The sequence below is a fragment of the Arthrobacter caoxuetaonis genome (assembly GCF_023921125.1).
Lineage (GTDB): Bacteria > Actinomycetota > Actinomycetes > Actinomycetales > Micrococcaceae > Arthrobacter_B > Arthrobacter_B caoxuetaonis.
In genome coordinates, this window is record NZ_CP099466.1 from 547,536 (window position 1) to 559,851 (window position 12,316).

General features: G+C 66.6%; 12 protein-coding genes and 1 tRNA gene. 6 read left to right on the forward strand and 7 right to left on the reverse strand.

What is annotated here, in order from left to right; all coding sequences use genetic code 11:
* Positions 1-28: 28 nt before the first annotated feature.
* Together otsB and NF551_RS02535 are read right to left on the reverse strand one after the other, a co-directional pair.
* A complete protein-coding gene (gene otsB, locus NF551_RS02530) occupies positions 29-805 on the reverse strand; it encodes a trehalose-phosphatase (protein WP_227897490.1) in 777 nt (258 codons plus the stop codon).
* Positions 802-2,274 (reverse strand): alpha,alpha-trehalose-phosphate synthase (UDP-forming), encoded by a 1,473-nt coding sequence (locus tag NF551_RS02535; protein WP_227897491.1) that lies wholly within the window; start codon positions 2,272-2,274, stop codon positions 802-804. Before NF551_RS02535 ends, otsB begins: the two co-directional genes overlap by 4 nt.
* 163 nt (positions 2,275-2,437) lie before the next feature.
* On the opposite strand from NF551_RS02535, the gene NF551_RS02540 reads away from it, so the two are divergent.
* Entirely contained in the window at positions 2,438-3,316 is an 879-nt protein-coding gene (locus NF551_RS02540) for a DsbA family protein (protein ID WP_227897492.1), read from the forward strand.
* A 135-nt stretch (positions 3,317-3,451) separates the two neighbouring features.
* Positions 3,452-3,528: transfer RNA gene (locus tag NF551_RS02545), tRNA-Thr, on the forward strand.
* Positions 3,529-3,737: 209 nt separating this feature from the next.
* On the opposite strand, the gene NF551_RS02550 is transcribed toward NF551_RS02545, so the two are convergent.
* Both NF551_RS02550 and NF551_RS02555 read right to left on the reverse strand, forming a co-directional pair.
* Complete coding sequence (locus NF551_RS02550) at positions 3,738-4,037, reverse strand: hypothetical protein (protein ID WP_227897493.1); 300 nt, start codon at positions 4,035-4,037, stop codon at positions 3,738-3,740.
* Between the two features lie 73 nt (positions 4,038-4,110).
* Complete coding sequence (locus tag NF551_RS02555; RefSeq protein WP_227897494.1) at positions 4,111-4,926, reverse strand: DUF427 domain-containing protein; 816 nt, start codon at positions 4,924-4,926, stop codon at positions 4,111-4,113.
* Between the two features lie 133 nt (positions 4,927-5,059).
* Between NF551_RS02555 and NF551_RS02560 the strand changes: the two genes are divergently transcribed.
* The 3 genes from NF551_RS02560 (at position 5,060) to NF551_RS02570 (ending at position 7,138) form a co-directional block, all read left to right on the forward strand.
* Complete coding sequence (locus NF551_RS02560) at positions 5,060-5,557, forward strand: DUF2975 domain-containing protein (RefSeq protein WP_227897495.1); 498 nt, start codon at positions 5,060-5,062, stop codon at positions 5,555-5,557.
* Entirely contained in the window at positions 5,557-5,802 is a 246-nt protein-coding gene (locus NF551_RS02565; protein ID WP_227897496.1) for a helix-turn-helix domain-containing protein, read from the forward strand. Before NF551_RS02560 ends, NF551_RS02565 begins: the two co-directional genes overlap by 1 nt.
* Before the next feature lie 304 nt (positions 5,803-6,106).
* Positions 6,107-7,138 carry a hypothetical protein gene (locus NF551_RS02570; RefSeq protein WP_227897497.1) on the forward strand — a complete coding sequence of 344 codons (1,032 nt, stop codon included), beginning with the start codon at positions 6,107-6,109 and terminating at the stop codon, positions 7,136-7,138.
* Here the strand turns inward: NF551_RS02570 and NF551_RS02575 are convergent.
* From NF551_RS02575 to NF551_RS02585, 3 genes are read right to left on the reverse strand one after another with little or no spacing between them, the layout of a single operon-like run.
* A complete protein-coding gene (locus tag NF551_RS02575; protein WP_227897498.1) occupies positions 7,135-7,794 on the reverse strand; it encodes a GntR family transcriptional regulator in 660 nt (219 codons plus the stop codon). The two genes, NF551_RS02570 and NF551_RS02575, sit on opposite strands and share 4 nt — an antisense overlap.
* Positions 7,795-7,804: 10 nt before the next feature.
* The gene (locus NF551_RS02580; protein ID WP_227897499.1) at positions 7,805-8,773 is read right to left on the reverse strand and encodes a beta/alpha barrel domain-containing protein; all 969 of its coding nucleotides are present in this window, start codon (positions 8,771-8,773) and stop codon (positions 7,805-7,807) included.
* Entirely contained in the window at positions 8,770-9,972 is a 1,203-nt protein-coding gene (locus tag NF551_RS02585) for a CaiB/BaiF CoA transferase family protein (protein ID WP_227897500.1), read from the reverse strand. The genes NF551_RS02580 and NF551_RS02585 overlap by 4 nt, the downstream gene beginning before the upstream one ends.
* Positions 9,973-10,237: 265 nt before the next feature.
* On the opposite strand from NF551_RS02585, the gene NF551_RS02590 reads away from it, so the two are divergent.
* Entirely contained in the window at positions 10,238-12,313 is a 2,076-nt protein-coding gene (locus NF551_RS02590; protein WP_227897501.1) for a hydantoinase/oxoprolinase family protein, read from the forward strand.
* The last annotated feature ends 3 nt before the right edge of the window (positions 12,314-12,316 follow it).

Consider the following 12,316-nt stretch of genomic DNA (forward strand, 5'->3'; position numbering starts at 1 on the left):
CCCGGCATGAAAAGCGGGAGACCGGGAGCTAATTGCCGACGGCGGCCCGGCGCAGGTCCAGCAGGTGTTCCAGCACTTGTGCGAACTCCCCGGGATTCTGCACCCGGAATGCGGCAGCCGTCTCGCCTGCGCCAACCTTGATGCCGACGTCGCCGCGCTCCAGGACAGCGAACCCCTGCTCGTCGGTGACATCGTCGCCGGCGAAGAAAACTGCCGTCGCGCCGGTGAGTTCGCGGAGCGCGCGGATGCCCTCTCCCTTGTTGGCATGCACGACCGACGCCTCCAGCACCTGCTTTCCGTCGGTCACCTGGACGCCGTCGAGTTCCCCCAGCCGGACGCGGGCGGCATCAACGGCTGCGGAAGCGACATCGTGGGGCGCGCTGCGGGTATGCAGGACGACCCCGGCGGGTTTGCCTTCGATCCTGCACTCCGGGAAATCCATGACCACCTGTTCGAGGGCATTGCGGGCGCGGGCCAGCAAGGCAGCCTGTTCCGGGGTCAGCTGCAGCGGTTCGGCGTTGGGCCCGGTCCAGGTTTCGGCGCCGTGGCTGCCTACGAGCAGGGTTTCCGGTTCCGGAGAGGCAGCCCGGCGCAGGCTGTCCAGGGCCCTGCCGGAGATCATCGCCGTCGCCGTGTGCGGCACGCCGGCGAGGGCGCGCATTGCTGCCGCGGCTTCCGGGAGCGGACGGGCGTCCTCGGCGTGTTCCACCAGGGGCGCCAGGGTCCCGTCAAAGTCGACGGCCACCAGCAGCTCGTCGGCCGCAGCGAGTGTTGCCAGCGCCGTGCGCAGGTCCAGGGAAATCATTGGTGCTCTCCTTCTCCCTCCAGCCGCAGGGCATTGAGGAAGTTCTGCGACCAGCGTTCGACGTCGTTCTGCAGGACCTGGCGGCGCATCAGGCGCATGCGGCGCTGGGCTTCGCGCGGCTGCATGTTGATGGCGGAGACGATCGCGTCCTTGAGGCGGTCGATGTCGTGCGGGTTCACGAGCACTGCCTGGCGCAGCTGGTCTGCAGCCCCTGCGAATTCGCTGAGCACCAGGGCGCCGGAGTTCTCCGTCCGGGCGGCAACGTATTCCTTGGCCACCAGGTTCATGCCGTCGCGCAGGGCCGTGACCAGCATGACGTCGGAGGCCAGGTACAGGGCAACCATCTCCTCCACCGGATAGGAGTGGTGCAGATAGCGGATGGCGGTGTTGCCCATGGTGTCGTAGGTGCCGTTGATCCGGCCGACGGTTCCTTCAACCTCTTCGCGCAGCAGCCGGTACTGTTCCACGCGCTCGCGGCTGGGGCTGGCCACCTGGATCAGGGAGGCGTCCTCCACGGTGATACGGCCGTCTTCGAGGAGTTCGCCGTAAGCCTTGAGCCGGTGGCTGATGCCCTTGGTATAGTCCAGCCGGTCCACGCCGAGCAGGATCACCTTGGGGTTGCCGAGCTCCCGGCGGATCTGCTTGGAGCGTTCGATGATGTCTTCACGGTGGGCGAGCTCCGTGATTTGGTCGACGTCGATGGAAATCGGGAAGGCCTCGGCCCGCGAGACATAGGAATTGCCGTCCTCGTCCGTGACGTGCACCTGCTGCTGGCGGACTGAGTGGCCGGCGAAGCGGCGGACGCAGCGCAGGAAATTCGCCGTGTCGCTGGGACGCTGGAAGCCAATCAGGTCCGCTCCCAGCAACCCGGCGATGATGTCCCGGCGCCACGGCAGCTGTGCGAAGATTTCCAGCGGAGGGAAGGGAATGTGGTTGAAGAACCCGATCTTCAGGTCCGGGCGGGCCTTCCGGAGCAGCTGCGGCACCAGCTGGAGCTGGTAATCCTGGACCCACACCGTGGCCCCCTCGGCGGCGACTTCAGCCGCAGCTTCTGCGAAACGGCGGTTCACCGTGCGGTAGGAGTCCCACCAGGTCCGGTGGAACTCCGGCGGTGCAATGACGTCGTGATAGAGCGGCCAGAGGGTCGCGTTGGAGAAGCCTTCGTAATAGAGCTCAACCTCTGAGTCGCTCAGCGGCACCGGCCGCAGATGCATATTGTCGTGGTCGAAGGGGTCCAAGGTTTCGTCCGGGGCGCCGTGCCAGCCGACCCACGCGCCGTCGGCCTTTGCCATGACGGGCGCCAGCGCCGTCACGAGCCCGCCGGGGGAGCGGCGCCATGTGTCGCCGTCGTCAGATCCGTTGTCCGCCACCCGGTCTACGGGCAGGCGGTTTGAGACAACGATGAAGTCGTAATCGCCGTACCCGTCCGTTGAAATCTCAGTCTTCGATTCCGCGGCAACAGCGTTCACCTTCGCACTCCTAAGTTGACTTGTTTGTTTGCCACTCTATCCAACAGGGGAAACTTTGTACCCTCCCGGGGCGTTGTCCATGGGGTGCCGGGATATCGTTGTCCCGGAGACTGTGTACGTTGATGCCGCTACCAGCGCGGCCGTTAGAGAGACAGAAGGAAACATGAGCGACCGGAACCCCAAGGCCACCAAGGCTGATCGCCAGGCTGCGGCGCGTGAAAAAGCGCGGGCCCTGCGTGAAGCGCAGCTTAAGAAGGAACGCCGCAACAAGCTGCTGACGCGCTGGGGAATCGTGGCGGGAATCGTCGCCGTCATCGCCATCGTCGCTGTGATCGTGGTCAACAGTCTCCGCGGAGACATTCCCGACGCCGGACCGGCCCCGGCCAACGGCAACGCGGACGGCGGCTTCACCCTCACCTCCACCACCGCGCTGGAGCCTACCGAGCCGCTGGAAGTGGACGTCAACGCGCTGCCCGAGGCAACGACCACAAATGAAGCCGGCGACACCGTGCCTGCAGGCGTCGAAGCAGCCGGACCCGGGGAGCCGGTACAGATTGTCGAGTACGTCGACATCAACTGCGTGCACTGCGCGGACTTCACCGGAACGTACGGTGACCAGATCGGCTCCTGGCTCGACGCCGGCGAGGTCACCTACGAATACCGCACGGTGGCGTTCCTGGACCGTAACTCGCCCACGAACTACTCGTCCCGCGGCGCCAACGCTGCTGCCTGCGTGGCGGACACCAACCCGGAATCCTACTGGGACTTCATGAAGGCCATCTTCGCGCAGCATGCTTCCGGCGAGATCAACAACGCTGCCCTGGCCGATATGGCAGACTCCGTCGGCGCCTCGGATGCCAAGGACTGCATCACCAGCGACGGCTTCCGCACCTACGTGAAGTACGCCGACTCGCTGGCACGCGAAGCCGAAGTCAGCGGCACCCCGACGGTTTACGTCAACGGAGCCGAGGCCGACCTGAACGCTTTCGTCGACACCGTCCAGGCCGCCATCGACGCCAACAAGGCCGAGGCTTCTTCCTAGCAGCTCCTCCAGCCGGCGCCCCGCCGGAGCGGACCAGTCCTGGTTTCGTTCCGGCGGGTGTGCTGGGCTAATCTTGTCTAGCGCTGTTTTGTTGTCGGAGGACGACGACGGCGCGGGGCCGGTTTCCCGGTCCACGCCTCCTTAGCTCAGTTGGCCAGAGCACCTGTCTTGTAAACAGGGGGTCGCCGGTTCGAATCCGGCAGGGGGCTCCACGAAACCCCTTCTGATCAGGCATAACGCCCGGTCAGGAGGGGTTTTTCCATGAATGGACTCGGAGTTTCCGCTTTCGTTCAGGTGACATCTTCAGGCACCTGGACCATCACTCCCCAGTAGCGTCTTCAGCACACAGAAAAACAGGGGCGCGTAACAGCGGCTGGGATTTCAGTCCCAGGACCTGCCGTCCCTGAGCAGATCAGAGACGTTAGCTGCCGCGGGGGTGGTCTGCATCCGCCGTGTCATCGGGGCGGGGCTGCGACTGGGCCTCGGTCGAACGCTTGCCGACCAGCCACACGAGCAGGACAGCAGCGGCCAGGGTGAGGGTCGCCCCGCCGTAAACGTTCGACGCCGCATAGATGCCGGGCTGCGACGCGGAGAACATCCGGCTCACGAGGCCCGGAATCTGCGGCCCGGCGAGCAGGAACACGGTAAGGAGCGGGCCTGACCCGGTGAACCGGCCCAGGGGGCCGGGGTGTTTGGCCTTTCCATTCTGCTGCTCGCTCATGATCCCAGTGTCCCAGAAAATCCTGAGCGCCGTTGAAGGCCGTCCCGCTCCGGAAGCGGAACCAAACAGCCCCCTAGAACCGGAAGATGGAGTCGATCTCTTGCCTGGCGCCGTCGACGTAGGTCTCGACCCGTTCGTCAAAGAACGAGACCCGGTCTTTCAACTGCCCCGAGTCCGGCAGCACCGACTCGTAGGACCAAGCGAGGTCAGTGCCGGCCGGGTCGTCAGTGACTGACCAGTAGGACGCCGTTCCCTTATAGGGGCAAACCGTCTGCGTGTCCGAGGGGCTGAGGAGGTCCCAATCGACGTCGCTCCTTGGAAAATAGGTACGCGGCGGCAGCATGGTCTCGTAGACAAAGAGGGGCTGCCGGGTCTCAGCCAGGAGCTCGCCGTTGAGATGCATGCGGACCGCGCGGGAGGAATCCCTGGCATCGACACGGTGGAACGGGTCGCGCGGGTGTCCCTTGATCTCATTGTCTTCCTCAAACCAGCTGTCGAAGGCAAAGAAATCCAGCACGACATGGTTCGCCAGGTCAGCGTCGGACGGCCTGAATCCCGCCCCGGCCAGCACCTGGGAGCCCGCCACAATGTCCAGGGCCTGCCCATCGGCGGTGTGGGCGCTGAACGGATACCGCGGATCCATCAAGGCGCCCGGCGGGACCATGGCCAGTGGGTCAACCTCCGTTTCCGCAGGGACCAGGCCGGCAGAGATGTCCTCCGGCGGTACGGCAAATACGGGCGTCACGCGCCGCGGTTCATACACCAGGAAGGCGTTGGTGGAGTCGACGACGGCGTCCGACCCCACCAGGGCGCGGATCCGCCGCGGGGTGGGCTCAAAGCGCAGCATCGGAAGCATCTTCGCGAACTCCGGGGTGATGTGCAGTGCCATGCATCCAGTGTCTTGCCGGCGGACCGGCCAAACAAGGCGTTGCGGAATTCGGCGCAGGCACCAAAACGCTTGACCAATCTATCGTTTATCGATATTAATAGAAGATCATTCGATATCGAGCCAAGAGGCCGCCATGGGAAACTTCACCATCCTCATCCTGCGCGTGCTGATGTCAGGAGTCCTGGCAGGGACGCTGCTCATCCAAGTGGTGCTGGTACCCCTGCTGGGCACCGACCTGGACCAAGGCGATCCGGCGATCGCTGCCCTGCGGATTCCGTTCCTGGTCATCGTGTGTCTCGGGGTGCTCGCGTTCCAGGTCACCCTGGTCTGCGTCTGGCGCCTGCTCACCATGGTCCGCAGGGGGACGGTCTTTTCCGCCGCGGCGTTCCGCTGGGTGGACATCATCATCGGCGCCGTAGGATCCGCGGCCCTGCTGCTGGTTGCCCTGGGGTTCCTGCTCGCGCCCGGAGAAGCGGTTGCCCCGGGAATCGTGCTCCTGGTCGGAGGAGCGGCGGTGACCGCCGCGGGAGTGGCGCTCGTCGTCGTCGTGATGCGGGCCCTGCTCGCCCAGGCTGTCGTGAGGGAAGCGGAAGCGCTGGACCTCCGAACGCAGCTCAGCGAGGTGATCTGATGCCAATCGTCGTCGACATTGACGTGATGCTGGCCCGGCGCAAGATGCCCGTTGGTGTCCTGGCTGAGCGGATCGGCATTACTCCGGCGAACTTGGCGGTGCTGAAGAACGGGCGAGCCAAGGCGGTTCGGTTCACCACGCTCGAGTCGCTCTGCGAGGTCCTGGAGTGCCAGCCCGGAGACCTGCTGCGGTGGGTGCCGGAGAGTGCTGACAGCGCGGACCGCGTACACCAGGCCCAAGCCTGACGCCGGGTAAAACGGGCGCCGGCGCCGTGCCTGGCCGTGTCCGGTTTCCGCACCTGTTCGACCTGCCGCGGTTGATATGAAGTTGTGTCCTAGACCGACGCTGGCACGGAAGAAACTTAGGTAGTCTCAGTACTGGATCACTGCAGGGCAGGGATCCACAGGTTTGAAGGTCCCGTACAGGGGTCAGGCGCCGGGCCGAAGCCGGTGATTTCCATGGGGGTGGAATCACCGGCTCCGGACCGGCGTCTGTGGTTTAAGGGCCGCGTTCCCATGACACCGCGCAAAACGGCGGTACCGTGTCCCGATGGGGAATGAACAACATGGGGGACAGCAGCACGGCCCGGCGGAACTTCTCAGCACAGTCCGGGCCATGGAAGGCCAGGGCATTCCACAGCCCAAGCCGTACATCATGACCGTGCTTTCCGCGGCCAAAGCGTACGCCGGCTGCGGCGAAACCGGGGAGGGCAGGGCACTGTGCGAAAGGGCGTGGGACTTCGCTGAATCAGTCCCGGCCCTGAACCACGACCGCGAGGTGGCAATCCACCTCTACGACGCGGCATGGGACCACCGCCGGCCCCGTGACCCTCTGTACCTGACCGGCGCGTTCTTCCTCGCCGTCGAGGAGCACGGTCCGGGCAGCCCCTGGGTGCCTTACCTCATGCGGGAACTGTACTGGCATCTCCAGGACCGCCCGGGCTGGGACGTTTTCGGCTCCCTCCGGGAACGGGAGGAGGACGAGGAACTGGCGGAAGCGCTGCACCAGATGGCCATCGCGGCGCTCGCAGGGTTTCCTGCCGGAACGAACCACGCCGAACGCTGCCGACGCAGCGACGTCGTCGGGTTCGCAGCGCAGTTCCTGTTCCTGGCAGGTGACGACTTGTGCCGCAGGGCATTGGAGGAATGGCTCTCCGGACCCGTCAGCGGGTACGAATCCGGCACCGCCCTGGTCAGCTTCCTGCTCAGGCTGCCCGCCTATGGACCGGCGCGGGCAGCGGCCGAGCGCACCTTGCAGGCAGTGGAAGCCGATCCCGACTCGACCGGAGCGGAGAAGGCAAGCGTCCTGTTGGATGTCGTGTTCGGCATCGCGATGGCGCCGGATCCTTCCGGACTGGCGCGGCTGCCTGAGCTCGAGCAGCGGATCGGTGGACTGGCGCACGGACCCTTCAGCGAGGGCGAAGCGCACGTGCTGCAGGAAAAGCTGTACCGCTACGTCATCCAGCGCCTGGATGAGGGCAAGGAAGCGCAGCCGGCCCAGCGGGAAATGTTCGGCCGGCTGCTCTTCGACCCTTTCAGCGCCGGCAGTACGTGGTCCTCGGAGAGCCAAGCCCGCCGCTAGACGGCGGCAGTCCGCGCCCCGGCGGCGTTCCGTGCGGCCAGGATGTGGGTGCGCATCACAGCTTCTGCCCACTCGCCGTCGCGGGCCCGCGCCGCAGCCACCAGTTCCGCGTGATGGAGCATGCTGCGGCGCAGGGCTTCGGGACTGTAGGTCCCGAAGGTGTGGGCGACTACTGCCGGCCGCATCAGGGTCTGCAGGGCCACGGCAAAGTGCCGGTTGCCGCAGCGGTCCACGAAAAGCCCGTGGAACTCGTTGTTCAGTGCTCCCAGTGTCCGCAGGTCCCCGTCCGCTGCCGCGGCTTCCATGGCGGTGTTCAGTTCGGCCAGCCGCTCGACGTCGCTGTCCGTTAGCCGGGGAACGGCCAGCAGTGCCGCATGCGGCTCGAAGCCGGCCCGCACGTCGTACAGCCCTGCCACGTCCTCGGGCGAGAAGGAGACCACCTGGGCACCCTTGTTCCGGCTGATCTCCACAATTCCTTCGGCGGCCAGCCGGTTCAGTGCCTCCCGGACCGGGGTCCGTGAAACGCCCAGCCGTTCGGCAAGGGCGGCCTCCCGCAGCCAGGCGCCCGGAGCGACCTCACCGGAGGCTATGAGGGCACGCAGGCGGGCGTAAGGGCTCTCCTCGACGGGATCCGAGGCGGCGGGGGAATGGTCCATGTGAACTACGTTATCCCTTGCCGGAGGCGGGTTCGTCCGCCGGCCAGCGGGCTTCGGCAAGCTGGGTGCGGGTGCCGCCGCGGGCAACGAAAGACGCCGATGCCCGCCCGGTCAGCTCCACGATCCGGTTGGCTGCCAGCAGGTAACTCTCCAGGTCCACTCCGGTGTGAATTCCGAGGCCGTCACACAGGTGCACCAGATCCTCGAACGGCGCATTGCCCAGCACGGAGGGATCTCCGGGAAACCAGAGGTCTCCGCCCAGCCCGGCAAAGGAGCCCTCAATCCAGTCCGTGCCGGCCTGCAGTGCAGCCAGGGCATTCGCCGGGGCGAAGCCGTTGCGGTTATGCAGGTGGACACCAACTTCCAGCCCGGGATACAGCTCGCGGACCTCACGGATTCCGTCATAGATTTCGCCGGGCTCTTCCTGCCCGGAGGTCCCGGCAAGGTAGACACCGGCCGACCCTGCGGCCACAGCTGCATCCACCACCCGCAGCCGCTCTTCGCGGGCTACCGGGCCCCGGGCGGGGGCGAAGAAGGAGCAGGCGACGGCGGTGACCAGCCGCAGGCCCGCGGAGCGGGCCAGCTCGCCGATCCGCTCCAGTCCGGCCAGTGCTTCATCGACGGAGAGCCGCTGGTTGCGCCGGCTGACCTCTTGGTCTGCGGAGACCACCACCACCAGTTCATCCAGGCCGCAGTCCGCGGCCCGTTCGGCACCCCGGTAATTCGGTGCCAGACCGCGGTAGCGCACGCCGGGGACCCGGGGAACGGCGGCCATCACCTCGGCGGCATCAGCCAGCTGCGGCAGGACCCTGGGGTGGGCGAAGGACACCGCCTCGATTTCGCGGACTCCCGCATCGATCAGCAGTTGGACCAGTTCCACCTTGTGGGCGGTGCTCAGCGGTTCCGGAACAGACTGCAGCCCGTCCCGCAGGCCCACCTCCACCAGGCGGACCGAGGACGGAAGCCCCGGCAGGCTCATGCCACGCCCCGGGCGCGCAGCTCCTGGAGCGCTGCCTCGTCGACACCGATCCCGGCAAGGACTTCCGCGGTATGGGCTCCGAGCTCCGGGCCGGGCCAGCGGATGCTGCCGCCCGTCCGGCTGAGGCGGGGGAACACGTTCTGCATGGACACCGGACCCAGGGTGGGGTGGTCCACTTCGGTGATGGATTTCCGTGCGGCAAACTGCGGGTCCGTGAACATATCCGCCGGACGGAAAATCTTGCCTGAGGGGACTCCGTGTTCCTGGAGGAGTTTCTCGAGTTCGTCAGCGTCCAGCCCGGAGGTGAAGCCGGCAATCAGGTCGTCGAGCTCCTGCTGCCGCTCCCCGCGGGCGCCGTGGGTGGCGTAGCGCGGGTCGTCCGCCAGTCCAGGGGAGTCCATGGCCTTGGCCAGGCGGGCGAAGACAGTGTCCTGATTGGCGGCGATCAGCAGCCACTGGCCGTCCTGGGTTGGGTAGACGTTGCTGGGTGCAACGTTGGGCAGCACGGCTCCGGTGCGCTCGCGCTGGTAGCCGGTGACCTGCCATTCCGGCACCAGGGATTCCATGACTCCCAGGACCGCCTCATAGATGGCGGAATCAACAACCTGCCCCTGCCCGCTGGACTGCCGCTCCTGCAGGGCGGCGAGGGCCCCGATGGCCGCGAACATTGCGGCGAGGGTGTCGCCTATGGAGATCCCCACCCGGGAGGGCGGCGTGGACGGATCGCCGACGACGTAGCGCAGGCCTCCCATCGCTTCGCCGATCGCTCCATACCCGGCGCGCTGCGCATACGGGCCGTCCTGGCCAAAGCCGGAAACCCGCACCATCACCAGCCGGGGATTCTCCCGGCGAAGCTCCTCGAACCCCAGGCCCCAGCGTTCCATGGTCCCGGGGCGGAAGTTCTCAATGACGACGTCGGCCTGTGCAATCAGGCGTTTAGCCAGCTCCTGGCCTTCGGGGTCCCGAAGATTCAGGGTCACGGACCGCTTGTTCCGTCCGACCACCGACCACCAGAGGGAGACGCCTTCGGGCAGTTGCCGGCCCCACTGGCGCAGCGGATCCCCGCGTGCCGGGTCTTCGATTTTGACGACGTCGGCGCCCAGGTCCCCGAGGAGTTGTCCGCAGAACGGCCCTGCGAGCAGCTGGCCCATTTCCACCACCCGCACGCCCGCCAGCGGGCCCTGTTGTGCAGGTGGCATGGTTGCTCCTTCTGTGGGCCGGGTACGGGCAGTGTGCATACAACCTGACAGTTGGATATCCCAGTGTCAAGGACGCTGGCGGAAGCTTTGCGAAGGGTTGTATGCAATCTATTGACAGTGCAACATCGCACCCCTAGCCTGATGCCACTCATGTGACGCTGGCAACGGGGCCGGCGCATGAAGCGGCATAAATGCACTTCCGGCACGGATCCTTCCGCTGCCCTGGCCACGCGTGGACCGGCAGCACCACCCCCAAGGAGAACTGATGGCGTTTCGGTTAGGCGTGGATGTCGGCGGCACATTCACGGACATTCTGCTTGTTAATGAGGACACCGGCGAAACGCACCGGTACAAGACATCCTCCACTCCCGAGGACCAGTCAGTCGGCGTGCTGCACGGCATCAGCCAGGTATGCGCCGCCGCGGGGATCGACACCTCCGCGGTGAAGGACGTGCTGCACGGCACTACCGTTGCGACCAACGCCATCCTGGAACAGAAGGGCTCCCGCGTTGGGCTGGTAACCACCCGGGGCTTCCGCCAGGTGCTGCAGATTGCGCGCTCCTTCGTTCCCGGAGGGCTCGCCGGCTGGATCATCTGGCCCAAGCCGGAGCCGCTTGCGGATCTCGAGGACACCGTCGAAGTAACAGAGCGCGTCTCCACGGCCGGCGCCGTACTGACGCCCCTGGACGAAGACGACGTCCGCCGGCAGCTGGCCAAACTGGGGCGCAACGGCGTCGAGGCGCTGAGTATCTGCCTGATCAACGCGTACGCGAACGGCAGCCACGAGGCGCGGATCGCCGAGATCGCCGGCGAAGTGCTCCCCGGCGTTCCGGTGTCCCGCTCCTCCGTTGTCCTTCCCGAGCTGCGTGAATACGAACGCGCCATCACCACCGTTGCCAATGCCTACGTCCAGGGCCAGGTCTCCGGCTACGTGCGGAACCTTGACGCGCAGCTTGCCAACGCAGGGATGGATACCCAGCTCTCGATCCTGCGCAGTGACGGAGGACTTGTCTCCGGAACCGTCGCTGCCGACAACCCCGTCTCGCTCCTGCTTTCGGGCCCGGCCGGAGGCGTAACCGGCGCGGCTTGGGCGGCTGAGCAGGCCGGCTACACCGACTTCCTGACCTTCGACATGGGCGGCACGTCCACCGACGTCGCCCTGGTCCAGAACCTGCAACCGCGCATCGGCCGCGAGACCACGGTGGGGGACCTCACCGTCCGGGCCACCTCGGTGGATGTGCGGACCGTTGGTGCCGGCGGCGGATCGATCGCCCACGTTCCGCCGCTGACCCAGGCGCTGCGCGTCGGGCCGCAGTCCGCAGGGGCGGCGCCGGGGCCGGCGTCGTACGGACGCGGCGGCGCCGATCCGACGGTCACGGACGCAAACGTTGTGCTCGGCTATCTTCCGGCCGAACTGGCAGGCGGGGAAATCGGCCTCGACGCGGAAGCAGCAGCGGCAGCCGTGAAGACCATTGCCGATGCGACCGGGCTGAACGATGTTGAACGGGCCGCTGAGGGGATCGTCAACATCGTCAACGAGAACATGTTCGGCGCGCTGAAACTGGTGTCCACCCAGCAGGGATTCGACCCGCGGGACTTCGCCCTCGTGGCATTCGGGGGAGCAGGGCCGCTGCACGCCAACGCGCTGGGCAAGCTCACCGGAGCGTGGCCGGTGATCATCCCGCCGTCGCCCGGCGTGCTGTCGGCCTACGGCGATGCCACCACGAGCCTGCGGAATGAAGCAGCCCGGACGCTGGTCCGTCCCTTCGGCGATTTCACCGACGCGGAACTGTCCGGCCTGCTGGACGAGCTCAGCGCCACCGCCCGGGAAACCATGCTCGCGGCGGGGCTGGGGGACTCCGACCTCACCGTCAGCTACTCCGCCGACGTCCGCTACCACGGGCAGGGTTTCGAGATCCCGGTTCCGCTGGATTACGCGGCGTTTGCAGCCGGCGACGGCGGCGGGTTCGCGGGGCTGAGACAGGCATTCGACAAAGAGCACGAGCGGCTCTTTTCCTTCCTGCTGGACAACGAGCACGAACTCGTGACCGTCCGGTCCACCGTGAACGGTCCGCGTCCGGAGGTCGCCTCCATCAGCCTGGACACCGGCGGCACGGATCCGTCGGCAGCGGAACGGACCTCCACCACCATCTTCGTGGAAGGCAGCTCGGTCGAGGCCATGGTGTACGACCGGGACCGCCTCCTGGCGGGAAATGTGGTTCCCGGCCCCGCGGTCATCGCGGAGATGGATTCCACCACCCTGGTCCTCCCCGGACACACCGCTGCCGTGCACCCGCACGGCAGCCTGCTCATCCGCCCCGTCCAAGACCCGAAGGAGTAGGCC